This window comes from Bacillus salipaludis (assembly GCF_004358205.1).
In genome coordinates this window covers 90482-107670 of record NZ_SMYO01000001.1, presented here as the reverse complement: position 1 = coordinate 107670, position 17189 = coordinate 90482, and the positions used below count along the sequence as shown (strand labels likewise).

The 17189-nt window shown below is 37.4% G+C and carries 15 protein-coding genes; 12 read left to right on the top strand and 3 right to left on the bottom strand.

All coding sequences use genetic code 11. From position 1 onward, the window contains the following. The first annotated feature begins 47 nt into the window (after positions 1–47). The 9 genes from E2K98_RS00490 (at position 48) to E2K98_RS00450 (ending at position 10004) form a co-directional block, all read left to right on the top strand. Entirely contained in the window at positions 48–1499 is a 1452-nt protein-coding gene (locus tag E2K98_RS00490; RefSeq protein WP_407921198.1) for an amino acid permease, read from the top strand. A 232-nt stretch (positions 1500–1731) separates the two neighbouring features. Next, positions 1732–2364: a sporulation membrane protein YtaF gene (ytaF, locus tag E2K98_RS00485; protein WP_133332384.1), complete on the top strand. Its 633-nt coding sequence runs from the start codon at positions 1732–1734 to the stop codon at positions 2362–2364. Between the two features lie 133 nt (positions 2365–2497). Further along, positions 2498–3148: a DUF1232 domain-containing protein gene (locus E2K98_RS00480; RefSeq protein WP_133332383.1), complete on the top strand. Its 651-nt coding sequence runs from the start codon at positions 2498–2500 to the stop codon at positions 3146–3148. Positions 3149–3237: 89 nt separating this feature from the next. After that, positions 3238–3966 (top strand): twin-arginine translocase subunit TatC, encoded by a 729-nt coding sequence (gene tatC, locus E2K98_RS00475; protein WP_133332382.1) that lies wholly within the window; start codon positions 3238–3240, stop codon positions 3964–3966. A gap of 138 nt (positions 3967–4104) precedes the next feature. Beyond that, the gene (locus tag E2K98_RS00470; protein ID WP_133332381.1) at positions 4105–4899 is read left to right on the top strand and encodes an ABC transporter ATP-binding protein; all 795 of its coding nucleotides are present in this window, start codon (positions 4105–4107) and stop codon (positions 4897–4899) included. Between the two features lie 921 nt (positions 4900–5820). Then, the gene (locus E2K98_RS00465; RefSeq protein ID WP_133332380.1) at positions 5821–6048 is read left to right on the top strand and encodes a hypothetical protein; all 228 of its coding nucleotides are present in this window, start codon (positions 5821–5823) and stop codon (positions 6046–6048) included. A 60-nt stretch (positions 6049–6108) separates the two neighbouring features. After that, positions 6109–8709, top strand: coding sequence for a bifunctional acetaldehyde-CoA/alcohol dehydrogenase (gene adhE / locus E2K98_RS00460; RefSeq protein WP_133332379.1), 2601 nt, complete (start codon positions 6109–6111; stop codon positions 8707–8709). A gap of 123 nt (positions 8710–8832) precedes the next feature. Continuing rightward, complete coding sequence (locus tag E2K98_RS00455) at positions 8833–9024, top strand: hypothetical protein (RefSeq protein WP_035424183.1); 192 nt, start codon at positions 8833–8835, stop codon at positions 9022–9024. Positions 9025–9197: 173 nt separating this feature from the next. Next, on the top strand, positions 9198–10004 hold the full coding sequence (locus E2K98_RS00450; protein WP_133332378.1) for a C40 family peptidase: 807 nt from the start codon (positions 9198–9200) through the stop codon (positions 10002–10004). A gap of 62 nt (positions 10005–10066) precedes the next feature. On the opposite strand, the gene E2K98_RS00445 is transcribed toward E2K98_RS00450, so the two are convergent. Together E2K98_RS00445 and E2K98_RS00440 are read right to left on the bottom strand one after the other, a co-directional pair. Next, positions 10067–10918, bottom strand: coding sequence for a peptidylprolyl isomerase (locus tag E2K98_RS00445; RefSeq protein WP_133332377.1), 852 nt, complete (start codon positions 10916–10918; stop codon positions 10067–10069). A 507-nt stretch (positions 10919–11425) separates the two neighbouring features. Then, complete coding sequence (locus tag E2K98_RS00440) at positions 11426–12562, bottom strand: 2-methylaconitate cis-trans isomerase PrpF family protein (RefSeq protein WP_133332376.1); 1137 nt, start codon at positions 12560–12562, stop codon at positions 11426–11428. A gap of 142 nt (positions 12563–12704) precedes the next feature. On the opposite strand from E2K98_RS00440, the gene E2K98_RS00435 reads away from it, so the two are divergent. Next, positions 12705–13568: a LysR family transcriptional regulator gene (locus E2K98_RS00435; RefSeq protein ID WP_133332375.1), complete on the top strand. Its 864-nt coding sequence runs from the start codon at positions 12705–12707 to the stop codon at positions 13566–13568. A 242-nt stretch (positions 13569–13810) separates the two neighbouring features. Beyond that, the gene (locus E2K98_RS00430; protein WP_133332758.1) at positions 13811–15127 is read left to right on the top strand and encodes a CitMHS family transporter; all 1317 of its coding nucleotides are present in this window, start codon (positions 13811–13813) and stop codon (positions 15125–15127) included. A gap of 66 nt (positions 15128–15193) precedes the next feature. Here the strand turns inward: E2K98_RS00430 and yyaC are convergent, their stop codons facing one another. Further along, on the bottom strand, positions 15194–15778 hold the full coding sequence (yyaC, locus tag E2K98_RS00425; protein WP_235824676.1) for a spore protease YyaC: 585 nt from the start codon (positions 15776–15778) through the stop codon (positions 15194–15196). A gap of 422 nt (positions 15779–16200) precedes the next feature. Here yyaC and E2K98_RS00420 point away from each other — a divergent pair, with 422 nt between their 5' ends. Further along, a complete protein-coding gene (locus E2K98_RS00420; protein WP_133332374.1) occupies positions 16201–17160 on the top strand; it encodes an aldolase catalytic domain-containing protein in 960 nt (319 codons plus the stop codon). The last annotated feature ends 29 nt before the right edge of the window (positions 17161–17189 follow it).

The window sequence follows — 17189 nt, the reverse complement described above, 5'->3', positions numbered from 1 at the left end:
TAGGGGGTATTCTTTTGGAAAATCAACAGCTGCAATATTCTTCTGAAATCGAATCTCAGTCATCTGGTAAACTTCAAAAAAAATTAAAACCACGTCATGTGTCAATGATTGCCTTAGGCGGAACAATCGGAACGGGTGTTTTTCTTGGAAGCGGGCCAGCCATTCAAACAGCGGGACCGGGTGGGGTTTTAGTAGCCTATGGAATTATTGGAATTATGGTGTATTTTGTCATGACTGGGCTTGGGGAACTGGCAACCTTTATGCCGACAAGCGGTTCGATTAGTACTTATGCCACACGTTTTATTGACCCAGCACTTGGATTTGCATTTGGTTGGAACTACTGGTTGTCATGGGCAATGACCCTTGCCGCTGAACTTTCGGCCTCTGTCCTGTTAATGAAATATTGGTTCCCTGATAGTCCATCACTGTTGTGGAGCGGATTATTTTTAGCCTTCCTCTTCTTTTTAAATGTCTTATCTGTTAAGGGTTTTGGTGAAGGAGAATACTGGTTTTCTTTTATTAAAGTAGCAACAATCATCATCTTTATCGTGGTTGGAACCTTAATGATTTTTGGAATCATGAATGGCCATCAACCTGCTGGATTTCAAAACTTTACTGTAGGTGATGCACCGTTTGTTGGCGGTTTTATCGGAACATTAGGAATCTTTCTTGTTGCTGGATTCTCCTTTTCAGGGACTGAATGCATAGGTGTTGCTGCAGGAGAGAGTGAGGATCCGGTCAAAAATATCCCACGAGCCATACGGAGTGTTTTTTGGCGAATTCTTCTGTTTTACATTTTAGCGCTTCTCATTATCTCGTTTCTTGTACCTTATACGAATGAAAGTCTTCAAAACTCAACTGTTATGGCCAGCCCTTTTACTATCGTGTTCAAAAGAGCGGGGCTAGCTTTGGCCGCTTCAGTGATGAATGCCGTAATTCTAACATCAGTTTTATCAGCCGGAAATGGCTGTCTTTATGTGACGAGCCGGATCATGTATGCAATGGCTCAGGAAGGACAAGCACCACGAATTTTTGCTAAAGTAAACAAACGTGGTGTCCCTGTTGCAGCTCTTGTTGCTACAACATTTGTCGGAATGTTAGCTTTTTTAGCATCCTTTGTAGGGGATGGAACCATCTATCTTTGGTTAATGAACTCCGTCGGGGTGACGACATTTATTTTCTGGCTTGGAATTGCGGCTAGTCATTACCGTTTCCGTAAAGCCTATGTGGCACAAGGGCATTCGATAAAAGATCTTCCATATCGCGCAAAATGGTATCCTTTTGGACCGATTTTTGCTTTCGTGGTTTGCTTGGTGATTCTGATTGCTCAAGACTATCAGGGGTTCACTTCAGGACATATTGATTGGATGGGGGTTATTGCAGCCTACCTGGGCATCCCTGTGTTTCTTGCGTTTTGGATTGGCTTTAAATTTATTAAGAAAACGAAAGTTATTCCTTTGGAAGAATGTAAGATTGATGTCAAAGAATTTCAGAGCTAACAAAATTAGGCCACAGTTCTTGGAACTGTGGCCTAATTTTGTTCTTTTTTAAGGATTGATTCATTATTTTCAATTGCAAAGATTTTTGTCCATCTTTTAGTTTTTTCGTATTCCAGACATTGATTCCTTGGATTTAATATAGCTGTTGTTTTTTTGTCAACAAATTTTAAGCGGACATACAAATTTAGTCAATGAACGTAATACAATGTAAAAAAATTAGGAGTGATTTACATTGTCTTGGCTAATCATCTTGGCATTTGCAGCATCATCAAGCATAGATAATTTAGGTATTGGTATTTCTTACGGTGTTCGAAAGATCCGAATTGGCATTGGGGCAAACATTTTAATGGCCATTATTTGCTATCTTATGAGCCTTGCTGGTATTACTTTTGGAATTTGGGTTTCGCGTATTCTGCCTGGCATCTTTCCAGTGGTAATTGGAGGATTATTGCTCTCAATTATTGGAATTAGAATTATTTTGTTAGCAGCTCCCCGAAAGAATGTGGCAATAAAGGAACATGATGGATATGACGGTCAATCCACTAGTATAAAAACGGTTATCAAAAATCCAGAATTAGCCGATGTGGACCAATCGGGAGAAATTGGCTGGGGGGAAGCCATGCTTCTTGGTGTTGCTTTATCATCTAACGCACTTACGAATGGCTTAGGTGCAGGCTTACTTGGATTTTCGCCCCATGCTATTTCTCTAACAGCTGCAATTGGCAGTCTAATTAGTGTTTGGGCAGGTGTTAAGTTAGGTTTTAAATTATCCGCAGTTCGGATTGGCCCCTATACATTGGGGCAATTTGGTACCATTATTAGCGGAATCATTATTCTCATTATTGCGATAACCGCTTTCTTTTAAAATAACTGAATTGACAAATATTAATGACAATATTGACGAATTGTCAACGTGTAGATATATTAGTGAATAGATTTAAGGCCATTTGGAACTGGGGAATACTGTGAAGGGGTATATGAATATGGGGGAGTAGGAAATGTCAGAAGATCAAAAAAATAGCAATATTGGGTTGGTGTTAAAAGATTTATTAAAACAACAGTCCTTATCCATGAGGAAATTGAGCGAGCTTACGGAAATCGACACTGCCACCATTTCACGTATTATTAATGGTAAACGAAAAGCTACACCTGAACATTTAAATAAATTTGCAGTCTCTCTTGGAGTTCCGTTTGCAGCTTTATTTCGTGCTGCAGGGTACCCAATTGATCAAAAGACAGAAAAAAGCTATTCAGATGATCTTAATGCAACGGTGGATAATATTGAAAAAATCCTAGAATCTTCTAATTTGTATAATAAAAAATTTACAATTGAAAGTGTAGAAAAACAATTAGTGAAATACGAGCAGTTCGCGCAAACGGAAGAAGGGGAAGAAACCATCCTAAATAACTTTGAGAAGAAGCTCCAAAAATTAGGGGGAATAGGTCCATTTATTAGTCATTTAAAAGTAATGTTTGAACAATTTTGTACGAAGAAGGCTTCTTCACATCATTTGGCCGTTATAGGAAGTGCCCTTTTATATTTCATCATGCCAGTTGACGTTATTCCGGATTACATCTTTCCGATTGGTTATTTAGATGATGCCGTCGCCGTACAGCTTGTATCGAATTTACTATCAATGAAAAAATGAAAACAGATCCAAATTATTAAAAGTTTAAATTGAACAATTTTCTTAATGGCATATTTTATTTTAAGTTTAGTATAGGAAGGCGAATAATTTTGGGAGATAAAGAAATTAACCTAGTAGAGCATTTGGATGAATTACGTAAAAGACTAATAATCACAGTTGTGGCCTTTCTGATTTTTCTAGTGATTGGACTCGTTTATTCCAAAGAGATTTATGTTTTTTTTATGGGGAATTTAGGTTATAAACTTATGGTTTTAGGGCCAAGTGACATCATTATGATTTATTTTCATCTTGCATCGGTTGTTGCCATTGCAGGATCGATTCCTGTTGCAGCATGGCAGATTTGGATATTTGTTATACCGGCATTAAAACCTTTAGAAAGAAAGGTTGCTTTAGCCTATATTCCATCCTTATTTTTACTATTTATCGGAGGTTTGGCTTTTGGATACTTTTTCATTTTCCCAAACGTCATGAGGTTTCTCATCGGTTTGGGTAATGGTTTAATGACTACCTCTTTTACAGCAGAAAAATACTTTAGCTTTTTAATCAATATGACTTTACCGTTCGGTGTTGCCTTTGAATTGCCTCTTGTCCTGATGTTTTTAACAACGATGGGAATTGTCAATCCTTTTCGAATAGCTAAAATGAGGAAATATGCATATTTAATCTTGGTCATTATTGCTTCTATGATTTCTCCGCCAGAGCTCATCTCTCATCTTTCAGTAGCAATACCGCTTATTATTATTTATGAAGTAAGCATTATGTTATCAATCATGGTTTATAAACGAAAGCAAAAAAGTTACAGTGGTATTCACTTTTGAAAAATAATAATCTTGAAGATTCACATGGTATGGTTACTCCATGTGAATTTTTTTTCTGCACAAATTATAGTGTTTTTTAAATTTTCGCATTTTTTGATAATATAGAGGTAGGTTTTTATATAGAAGGGAGTATCTGTCATGGTTTTATATCTAGAAAATGTTTCATTAAAACGAGATGGTTCTTGGATTTTACAAAATATATATTGGCAAATTGAAAAGGGGGATCACTGGATATTATTTGGTTTAAATGGTGCTGGGAAAACAGCCATTCTTCAACTGATAAATGCTTTTTACTTCCCGACTAGCGGAAAAGTCACAGTGCTCGGTCTTGAATTTGGAAAGACGTATTTAGGAGAAAAGCTCCGGAAACAAATTGGTTTTGTTTCGTCGTCATTACAGGAAAAATTTCACCCTGGCGATAATGCATTTGAGGTTGTTTTAAGTGGGGCTTTTGCTTCCATAGGTTTGTATGAAATTCCTACAGATGAGATTCGTGAAAAAGCGACTAATTTACTTGAAAATCTTGGCTGCATTGAGTATGCGAATCGAAACTATGAAACCTTGTCCCAAGGGGAAAAACAACGGGTCCTGATTGCCAGGGCATTAATGGCCGAACCTTCACTGCTAATATTGGATGAGCCAACGAACGGACTAGATTTTATCGCGCGTGAACAATTGTTGGAATCGATTGAATTGATTTCGAAAAATCCAGATGCACCGACAATGATTTATGTCACCCACCATGTGGAAGAAATATTACCTGTTTTCTATAAAACCTTGTTACTTAAACAGGGAGAGGTTTTTGCGGCAGGAGGAACATGTGAAATGATCTCCGGAGAACAGCTTACCGAATTTTTTGGATTGCCAGTTAAGGTTTTTTGGGAAAACAACCGGCCATTATTATCAAAATTGCAGGCGGCAGAAATAGATTAGGAGATTTCAACATGGGCACTATCGGGGTGACAGTGCCCGTGTGGTCGAAAAAGAAGAGTTTGCGGTCATCGAAAAAGGTTCTAAATGCCTGCAATTGAAAGAAAAGAGTACTAACGGTAACCAAGAGAGGCTCTAGATGCCCACAAACAATAAAAAAGAGTTCACACGGTAACCAAGAGAGGCTCTAGATGCCTGCAAACAATAAAAAAGAGTTCTCACGGTAACCAAGAGAGGCTCTAGATGCCTTCAAACAATAAAAAAGAGTTCTCACGGTAACCAAGAGAGGCTCTAGATGCCTTCAAACAATAAAAAAGAGTTCTCACGGTAACCAAGAGAGGCTCTAGATGCCTTCAAACAATAAAAAAGAGTTCTCACGGTAACCAAGAGAGGCTCTAGATGCCTTCAAACAATAAAAAAGAGTTCTCACGGTAACCAAGAGAGGCTCTAGATGCCTTCAAACAATAAAAAAGAGTTCTCACGGTAACCAAGAGAGGCTCTAGATGCCTGCAAACAATAAAAAAGAGTTCCCGCGGTAGCCAAGAGAGGCTCTAGATGCCCGAAAACAATAAAAAAGAGTTCCCGCGGTAACCCAGCACTATCTAGGGTCGCCGCTTTTGCAGCCTTATACAACTCATCACTGGCTGTCGTTTATAAACGCTAAGCCCGAACTACTGCAAATGAATCAATCAATAGATCCGATTAAAACACTAAAAACAGCAATTGATATGATATTAAAATAATATTAATATTGAATGCACTTTCACATTTCCATTCTAAAACCGTAACTAATCCCCGTACTTGTAGGATTTTCTCAATAGGAAATTTTTTCTTCAAGTTTCATACTTTGTTCAATATTTCACAATATTTTCTTCAGAATACATGCTAAGATAAAATCACAAAAGGTAATAAGGAGTGATCAACATGATGCTGTGTGAATGGGAGACTTTTTCAACTGATTCTGAGACCTATACATTAGATACGTTTGAAGCAGTAGTTGAGGACGAATTTGAGGCGATGATGTTAAAAAAAAATGAGCAGATTCCTTCCTATATTTGGACCGTCAATTATGTAATCATCGTAAAAAGAAGCTCAAAGGTCACAACAGACATTTATTTTGAAAAAATACCGCGTAATCCTGATTGTGAGTGAAAAAATTTTGGATTAACATGTGAAATAATTCACAATCATGACCTATTGGAGGGAATAAATATGGTAATCGATGAAAAAGTCAAGCAAACCCAAACAGTCGCAGAAACAATTGATAAATTAGTCGAGAATGGTTTAAATGCATTGGCAGAATTCCGCAGCTTTAATCAAGATACAATTGATGAAATCGTCAAACAAATGGCGTTGGCGGGACTTGACCAGCATATGCCACTTGCAAAACTTGCCGTTGAGGAAACAAAACGAGGCGTGTATGAAGACAAAATTATCAAGAATATGTTTGCGACCGAATATGTCTATCATAATATTAAATACGATAAAACGGTCGGAATAATTAATGAAAACGATCATGAAGGCATCATTGAAATTGCCGAGCCTGTGGGGGTAGTTGCAGGAGTTACACCGGTTACCAATCCAACATCTACCACAATGTTTAAGGCATTAATTTCAATTAAAACAAGAAACCCGATTATTTTTGCCTTCCATCCATCTGCACAAAAATGCAGCAGTGAGGCAGCAAGAATACTAAGAGATGCCGCAATTAAAGCCGGTGCTCCGGAATATTGTATTCAATGGATTGAAACACCATCCCTTGAAGCTACCCAAACCTTGATGAATCACCAGAATATTTCGCTCATCCTTGCTACAGGTGGAGCCGGCATGGTCAAATCTGCTTATAGTTCTGGTAAACCGGCATTAGGAGTTGGGCCGGGGAATGTTCCATGCTATATAGAAAAATCAGCCAATCTAAACCAAGCAGTAAATGATTTGATTTTATCGAAAACCTTTGATAACGGTATGATTTGTGCATCTGAGCAGGCCGTTATTATAGATAAAGAGATTTATAATAACGTGAAAAGAGAAATGATTGCCAACAATTGCTACTTCCTTAATGAAGATGAAAAAGAGAAGGTGGAAAAACTAGTCATAAATGAACATTCCTGCGCCGTAAACGCGGATATCGTTGGAATGCCTGCATTTAAAATAGCTGAAATGGCCGGGGTAACGGTTCCCGAAGGCACCAAAATTCTGATTGCCGAATTAACAGGTGTAGGGCCGGCATATCCCCTTTCAAGAGAAAAATTAAGCCCGGTTTTAGCCTGCTACAAGGTGAACGGTCTCGAAGAGGGGCTTAAAAGAGCAGAAGAAATGCTCGAATTTGGCGGTTTAGGCCACTCTGCTGTGATTCACACCAATGACCAAACAGCTATTAGAGAATTTGGCATGCGAATGAAAGCCGGCCGGATTATTGTTAATGCACCTTCTTCACAAGGGGCAATTGGTGATATTTATAATGCCTATATGCCTTCACTAACATTGGGATGTGGTACGTATGGAGGAAACTCTGTTTCTACCAATGTTGGTGCCATCCATATGATTAACATTAAAAAGGTTGCGAAAAGGAACGTGAATATGCAGTGGTTTAAGGTTCCATCCAAAATTTATTTTGAAAAAAATTCAACTCAATACTTAGCAAAAATGCCAAAAATCTCGAAGGCGTTTATTGTCACAGACGCTGGTATGGTGAATCTTGGCTATGTGGACCGCGTACTCTATTATTTAAGAAAACGTCCTGATTATGTACACTGTGAAATCTTTTCAGAAGTGGAGCCGGACCCTTCCATCGAAACCGTGCTGAAGGGGGCGGAAATGATGGCAAAATTCCAGCCAGATGTCATCATTGCCCTTGGAGGTGGTTCTGCCATGGATGCTGCGAAAGGAATGTGGCTCTTCTATGAGTATCCGGATTCTGAATTTTTTGGCCTAAAACAAAAATTCTTAGATATCCGTAAGCGGATTGTAAAATATCCGAAGTTAGGGGAAAGAGCCCAATTCGTGGCGATTCCAACCACATCTGGAACTGGCTCTGAAGTGACCTCTTTCTCAGTTATTACCGATAAAGAGGCAAATATTAAATACCCGCTGGCCGATTATGAATTGACACCTGATGTCGCCATCATTGACCCACAATTCGTGATGACGGTACCAAAATATATTACGGCTGACACTGGACTCGATGTATTAACCCATGCAATTGAAGCGTATGTTTCCTGTATGGCAAATGATTTTACTGATGGCTTAGCCATGAAAGCCATTCAATTAGTATTCGAATATTTACCAAGGGCCTATAAAAATGGAAATGATGAAGAAGCACGTGAAAAGATTCATAATGCATCCACAATTGCCGGTATGGCATTTGCCAATGCCTTCCTTGGAATCAACCATAGTCTTGCACATAAGTTGGGAGCTGAATTTCATATTGCCCATGGCCGTGCCAATGCGGTTCTCTTGCCACATGTCATTCGTTATAATGCAACAAAGCCGACGAAGTTTACGGCATTCCCTAAATACAATCATTTCATAGCGGACAAACGATACGCAGAAATCGCCAGAACCCTTGGACTTCCTACTCGGACAACAGAAGAGGGTGTTGAAAGCCTCGTGCTGGCCATTATTAAACTAGCTAAAGAGCTTGATGTTCCAATGAGCTTAGAAGTCAATCATCTTGATCAAGTTGAATTTGAGAGCAAGGTGGAATTTTTAGCAGAGCGTGCCTTTGAAGACCAATGTACGACCGCAAATCCGAAGCTTCCGCTAGTTACGGAATTGGCTGAGATTTATCGTTTGGCATATAAGGGAGTTTAATCTCCGCTAATCAGAAGAGAGTCTTCCTTGCAAAGGAGAGGTTCTCTTCTTTGCTTTTTGAAGGTTTCTCCTTTCATTTTTCATAAAATTCTGTTACAATCACTCGAAATAGGGGGTGTAATCATGGCTGGTAACGTAACAGAATTACTTGGTGCTCCGTATGAAAATTTAATTGAGGCCCAAGTTGATAAAAGTCCAAGCGAAATTGTTATTTCGAATAACGATGGCGAAACCTATTACATAGTAACGCCTGAAGTATATGAAAGCGATCTTAAACAACACGGATATGAGATCGTAGTGTCTGCCGGAGAGTAAAGTTACTCTCTGGTTTTTTTATGAAATTTTAAATATTCTCCTAAACTTTCATTTAAACCACAATATATTACAAAATTATTTCATTTAGCTAACAATTTTCGACATAATCTAGCAATCTCTCCAAATAGTAAGTAAACTGGAAAAGTGATTATATAGATAGCGTGGGGGAGAAAATGAAAAAGAAACTTTTAACATTGGTAGCAGCTACAGTATTTGGGACTTCTTTATATAGCACTTCAGCAATGGCCATGAATATTAAGGTTAAAAAAGGAGATACCTTATCAAAGTATTCCAAGCAATACCATATTTCAGTTGCTAAAATAAAATCTGCGAACAAATTAAAAAATGATCGAATCATTGTCGGGCAGAATATTAATATCCCCGTAAATGGAAAAAGTGTTGCCAAAGTGAGCACCACTCCGACTTCATACATATATACAGTAAAAAAAGGCGATACACTGTCAGGAATCGCTAAAAAATATCATACAACTGTAAACCAATTGAAGTCATTAAATGGACTGAAAACAGATTTTATCCGACTAGGTCAAAAACTTAAAGTCAGCGGTAAAATGACCACTCAATCGATTAAAACGAATGAAACCACAAGTTCTACCGCGGAAGAATTAAATTCAGATCAGTTGATACGCGATGCTAAAGCAGTGATTGGAACCCCTTACAAATGGGGAGGAACGACAACAAGCGGCTTTGATTGCAGCGGTTTTATTTACTATGTAATAAAAAAACAAAAGCCTATCTCTCGTCAGACGGTTGCTGGTTATTGGAGCATGATGAAGCCGGTATCTTCTTTATCGGTTGGTGATTTTGTTTATTATGAAACGTATAAATCAGGTCCTTCGCATATGGGGATTTATGTAGGGAATGGAAAGTTCATTCATTCCGGATCATCTCAGGGAGTCGAAATTTCCGATATGGATAATTCTTATTGGAAGCCTCGGTATCTAGGTGCAAGGCAATTTTAGTTTATTGAAGGAACTCTTATTTTGAATAAGAGTTCCTATTTTTATAGAGTAAGAGATTGCTTTTATTGACTGGTCAAGGCTGAGAAATCTGTGGCTTTTTTCAAATCTTTATCCGAAATGTTAACATGCGCCTTTTTAAATTCAGCTTTTAAAACAGTTGCAATCTTTTCCTGCGTGACCTTTGTTTCTTTCACTTGATCTGTAAGGGTATTTTTCATTTGTGCGAATGATTTTTTCGCCTTTTTATCTGTCAATTGAATAATATGGTATCCATATTGAGTTTTGACCGGGTCACTGACTTCTTTTAGTTTTAAAGCATAGGCTGCTTTTTCAAAATCCGCGTCCATTTCACCAGTTCCAAACCACCCAAGATCACCGCCATTTGATGAACTTGCTGGATCTTGTGAATACTTTTTCGCCAAATCTTCAAATTTTTCGCCTTTTTTGAGTTTAGCTTCCACTTCATCTGCAGTTTTCTTATCGTTGACCAAAATATGACGGGCACGAATTTCTGGCTTGTAACTAGCGTATGCATCCTTTAATTCTTGATCGGTAACTTTAAGGGTTTTATATACCGCTTTCTCCTCTAAAAGATTTAGCTTCACTACGTTCCTATAGTCGGCCTCATCTTTGTAGCCGTATTGCTGTAAAGTGGTTAGAAATTGATCACCCAGTTGTTCTTTTACTTTTTTAACCTCCGCATCAATTGCAGATTTAGTAACGGTATATTCTTTAGACAAAACTTTTTCAACCGCAAGCTCTTGAAGTGTCTGTGTACCATACTTTGTTTTCAATGCTTGATATAATTCATCTTGTGAGATATTTCCTGAATCGGATTTCATGACGGTACTATTGCTGCAAGCAGACAATCCCAGTGCACTGATCATGATGCCCGTAAGAATCCATTTCTTCATTCTTCCACTCCTAAAATTTGTAATCTATTAGATGTTAAAAACTATATTAATGAATGAATATGAATAAATAATGAACAGGCTAAGAAGAATGTAAGAAGAAATTAAGAAATAATTTAGTAGATTTTAATAGAAATTTAAGAAAATAAAGGGACCAAATTTAAACAATAAAGGAGTCGTTTTATTGTGAAATAAAAAAAGCGATGTATTATAACTTAAAAATAACATCGCTTTTATTTATTTCCTTAGACACTTCCATTTCTTGAGCAGTAGTTTATTGTCGTTACACAACATTTATAATAGAAACTATCTAAACGAAGCACGGGTCATTAAAATAAATTACTTCGGTTAAGATCAAATTTCCGCCCATTTCTAGCATTGCATCTCTAGCTTCTCTTTCAGTAGAAAATTCAAATATTTTAATACTTTCCTCCGTATGCAAGGTGATTACCCACATATAAAATGTCCCCGTTTCTTCTTAATTTTTATGACTTCGACAATAGTAGAAAGTTAATTTGCTTGAGCAGCTAGTTCTAAAATTTGATAATTTTCCTTTGTAAAAACAAAACCCTCAAGGATGGTTCTGGCTGTACGAACTACCTTTATTGCATTGATATGGCCGGCAAGCAAATCTACCTTTGTTTCCATAATTCCGGCAGGGTGTGCCAATCTAACAATTTCATGGTTAGGTATTACAATATCTGATAAAATAGTATCCCTCAGGAAAGCAGCCGCAGTTGTACAAATCGCGCCTGTAATCGCAAGCGCTTGATGCGGCTTTTGCATGGACATCATTCTGATTGTCAGATCCATATCCGACGCTTTTCTCATCGTACCTGTTGAATCAATATACTCCATTGGAGGGGCAATGATAGTCATTTTCGGTACGGCAGGAGATTTTTTAGTTGCGTCCTCTTTTTTAGAAAAGTGGCACATTTCAGCTGCTGCAGATCTAATTTCTTCTAAATCCATTAATTTTTCAGGAGTGTACTCGTTAGGCGATTCATTTCCAATAAGCCCCACATCCTGTGCTCTGACGAAAACAAGTGGATTGGCAACGTCAATAATCGAAATGGGTATGGTTCCATTTTTTGTTTCAATCCAGTCCAATGGTTTTCCGGTCGGAAAAAGCCTTCCGGTTACAGCCCCTTCCGAACGGGTGAAGGAAAGGTAAATAGGGGAACCTGTTCCCGGGACACCAGGGATTGAACAACTTCCTTCTGTTTGAACTTTCCCATTTTTTACTTCAACTTCAGATATAATTAACTTGTTTGTGTTTGTATTTAATATTTTGATTTTTGTAACTGGTTCAATTGGATGTACAAGACCTTGTTCAATTGCATAGGGCCCAACTGCAGAAGAAATATTGCCGCAATTACCACTAAAATCTACGAATTGATTATCAAGGCTTACCTGTGCAAAGGTATACTCAATGTCTACACCTTGAATAGTAGATTTTTTAATAATAGCAGCTTTACTAGTTAAGGAATTTGCACCGCCAAGCCCGTCAATTTGCCTTTGATCGGGACTGCCCATGATATCAAGAAGAAAGTCCTCCCAAATAGCACGATTTTCCGGCATGTGCTCATAATTGAGAAATACTCCCTTACTGGTTCCACCACGCATAATGACAACTGGGACTCTCATGTTACAAAACCACCTTTTTGATTTTTTGAAAAACTGTTGTTCTTTTGAAAACATAATATGATAAGCTAGATCATAAGTAAAATAGATAATTTTGTAGGAAAATACAAAAAAAAATTTATAACTCTATGAATGGAGGATTCCAATGGACGAGAAAGATTGGGTTGCGATCAAAGTTTTGTTCGAAGAAAAAAATATTAGCAGAGCATCGGAGCGGCTATATATTTCACAGCCAGCTTTAACCTACAGATTGAAGAATTTAGAAAAAGAGCTTGGAACGGAATTGTTTTATAAAATAAAAGGAGGGATTGAATTTACTTCAGAGGGTGTTTATTTAGCTGATTATGCAGAAGAAATGATAAAAAAACTTCAACAAACGAAAGATTACATCCTTAATATGAAGGAGGAAGTAAGAGGAACTTTGCGATTAGGAGTATCGAGTAACTTTGCACAATATAAGCTTCCTAAACTATTAAAGCAGTTCTCTACCGAATATCCTAATGTTCAATTTAGTGTTAATACGGGTTGGAGTACCAGTATTATGAACTTACTTAATGCTTCAAGTGTCCAATTGGGAATACTGCGCGGAAATTACGATTGGTATGGAGCTAAAACGATGCTCCACGAAGAAAGACTTTGTCTTATTTCCAAACGTGAGGTCGACATGAAAAAATTGCCGGAACTTCCCTTTATTCATTATCAAACAGACAGTTCCCTAAAAAATCTTATTAATGGCTGGTGGCACGACCGATTTACAGAACCGCCACTCGTAACAATGGAAACGGATCGACAAGAAACCTGCAAAGAAATGGTTAAAAATGATTTAGGAATTGCAATATTGCCTGAAATTTGTTTGCAACCCTCTGATAATTTATTTACTTATGGATTGTCTTACAAGAATGGTACACCTGTTTTAAGAAGTACGTGGTTAATGTACAATAAAGACGAATTGCAGCTAACAACTGTAAAAACTTTTATAAATTTTTTAAACCAAAATCCTAATTTATGAAAAAAGTGTAAGGAAAAGTTATACTTTTTTCTTGTCTTCACTCTATAAATCGCTTGCAATAAAATAAACGAACGGGATTATAAGTTTTTTTTTAGAAAATATTAAAAAAATATATATTTTACTTATTTTGATTGATGAAATATTCTAAAAATATAGTTTTCAGAGAATTAATAGGGTTGGAAATAACCATTATCTTTTTTTCTCTGGGTTTGTAAGCGATTTCTTTGATGGAGGGGATTTATATTATTACTTTTTTAGGAGTTTCAATGGTTGTCGTATTTACTTACTTGATTATGTCAAAGAGATTATCTCCGGTTATAGCCCTTGTAGTGGTTCCAATTGTCTTCGCATTAATTGGCGGCTTTGGCTTAAAGCTGGGAGATATGATGATGGAGGGTTTAAAGGTTGTTGCCCCTTCAGCGGCACTATTATTGTTTGCAATTCTTTTTTTCGGTATTTTAATTGATGCAGGATTGTTCGACCCGCTTATTAAGCAAATGTTAAGATTCGTAAAAGGGGATCCGGTAAAAATCGCCATTGGAACTGCAATCATTGCCTTGCTAGTTGCTCTTGACGGAGACGGTACAACTACACACATGATTACGATTTCAGCAATGCTGCCCTTATATTTGCGATTGGGCATGAGTCCACTAGTACTTGGGACTATATCAATGCTTTCTGTCAGTATAATGAGTGGTATGACTCCATGGGGAGGGCCTGCTACAAGGGCCATTGCCTCTTTGGGCCTTGACGCAAATGAATTTTTTCTCCCGCTCTTACCTACCTTGTTTGCTGGAATTGGAAGTATCCTTGTTACAGCCTATTTTCTAGGCAAAAAGGAACGAAAAAAAATTGGTGTAATTACTATAGAGCCACCTTCCAGAAACCTTTCAGCTATTCCTGAAGCCGCTATTGCGATTGAGATGCCAGGAAATATCAAGCGTCCCAAACTAATATGGTTCAATCTGCTGTTAACAATTGCGGTAATGGTTGTTTTGGTAATGGGAATATTACCGGCTCCGGTACTATTTCTTATTGGGTTTGTATTAGCTTGCCTGATCAACTATCCAAATTTGGAGCAACAAAAAGAGCGGATAATGGCACATGCAGGAAATGCGTTGACGGTTGTTACACTCGTTTTTGCAGCGGGAATCTTCACGGGTATTTTTTCTGGAACAAAGATGGTGGACGCAATCGCTCATTCACTCGTTTCGATTATTCCCGATTCTTTAGGGTCATTCTTTCCAGCAGTAGTAGCTCTGACAAGTATGCCTTTTACTTTCGTTTTGTCAAATGATGCTTATTATTTTGGAGTGTTACCAATCTTGGCGGAAGCGGGGTCCACATATGGGGTAGACCCATTAGAAATCGCCAGAGCTTCTGTATTGGGCCAGCCTGTACACTTTTTAAGCCCTTTAGTAGCCTCTACACTGCTATTAGTAGGAATGATTAATACCGACCTGGGAGAGTTCCAGAAGTCTGCATTTAAATGGTCTGTATTCTGCTCTTTCGTTATCATTATCGTTGCTATACTAACTGGTGCATTTAGTATTTTTTAATAATGAAAAAACCAGAGCTACTTTAGAAATTTGTAAAGGAGCTCTGGTTTTTTTAAATAATGGTGTTTATTTTATTGTATGACAAATAATTTTTACAATGGTTCTTGCAAAATTAAAAATAGTAAATAAACGGGTGTCATTGAGAAACTGTGATGCTGGTAATGGATCAATATAGTTAATCATACTTTTGAAATGGTAATCCCCCACTTTCGGAAGAATTTTTTCAAGGGCACTCCCAGGGGCGAGTGGTCCTTTGTTAAAATAAATAAAACCGACTTGGTTTTTTTCTCCCAAACAAGCATCAATACTGATAATTAACGGCTTTTTATGTTGCTTATGGATGTCTTTCAAAATATCCTTTAAGTTAAAGGCATGTACGGGTTCTTTCAAGGTTCCGTATATATGATATGGAACATCGCTTTCTCTAAGCATCGTACCCACTAGTGGTCCCAGTGAGTCTCCGACATATCGATCTGAGCCAATACATAGAAAAACAATTTCCCTATTGTCAAGGATAGAGCGTGTGATGATTTCTTCGATAATTCCTGAAGAGACCTCAATTTCTTTTTCTTCCATCATTTCCTTCACTTTGATTTTAAATAGAGTGTTCCCTTGTTCTGAGTTTCCTTGATAATTATAAAAAGGACACATTTCAGTTCCCCCAAATGGCATGTAACGTATTTTTAAAAATGTATGTAAAACAATTATATCAACTTAAGCTTCTTTCAAGTAAGTTAAACTTTGGTACGATGGGAAGAATTCTTTTTTAATCCCAATCTCACAACAATTCCAAAAGAAATATTAGAATTAAACACAGTTGCGGCTTTTTATGAATTTCTGAAAGAATTTTATTTTAAAAGGATTCCCTAACTAACGAATTATAGTTATAGTAGAAAGAATTAGGTAATTTATACTGTAAGTTTCAGTGAATAAAAAGAAAAATCTTGAATTTTCAGGAAAATGGATTGACACATTTTATCGAAAAATGATATAAACACAATAAGAATTTTAATAAATAAACGTATTAAAGGTAAAATAATTTTAGTATGTGGGAAAATAGGGGGAGTTACATCATGGGACAACGTAGTAAAATTTTAGATTGTACGATTCGGGATGGTGGTTTGGTTAATAATTGGGATTTCAGCGTCGAATTTGTTCAAGACCTGTATAATGGACTAAGTGAAGCTGGCGTTGAATATATGGAGATTGGTTACAAAAACTCACCAAAGCTTCTTAAAGCAACGGAACCCAATCCATGGAGATTTCTTGACGATAACTTCCTAAAAGAAATCATTCCTGAGAAAAAGTTTACGAAGTTATCTGCTTTAGTAGATATTGGTCGTGTAGACCCTAATGACATCCTGCCACGCGAACAGAGTGTTTTAGATATGATCCGAGTCGCTTGCTATATCCGAGAAGTGGACAAGGGCTTGGAACTTGTTAAAATGTTTCATGATTTGGGGTATGAGACTACCCTTAACATTATGGCGTTATCAAGTGTACCTGAAAAGCAACTAATTGAAGCTTTTGAATTGGTACGAAACAGTCCTGTAGATGTTGTGTATATCGTTGACTCCTTTGGAAGCTTAGATCCTGCTGATATTGAACATCTCGTGAAAAAGTTTAAAGATTTGGTGCCTAACAAAGAACTTGGAATTCATACACATAACAATATGCAGTTAGCGTTTGCCAATACAATCGCTGCAATGCGAAGTGGAGTTACTTTCTTGGATTCCTCTGTATATGGTATGGGTCGTGCAGCCGGTAACTGTCACACAGAGCTTCTTGTTAGCTACATTCAAAAAACAAGCTATGAGCTTAAGCCTGTTCTTGGTATTATTGAAAAACATATGCTGGAAATGCGTCAAAAATGGGAGTGGGGCTATATCATTCCTTACATGATTTCCGGTGTATTGAATGAACATCCACGTGTTGCAATGGCATACCGTAATACTGAGGATCGTGATAAGTTCGTTGATTTCTATGATAAGGTTACGTCACCAGAAGTGGAAATGGCGACCGTTACAAAATAATTAGGATTGTGAAATCGATTAGGTATCCA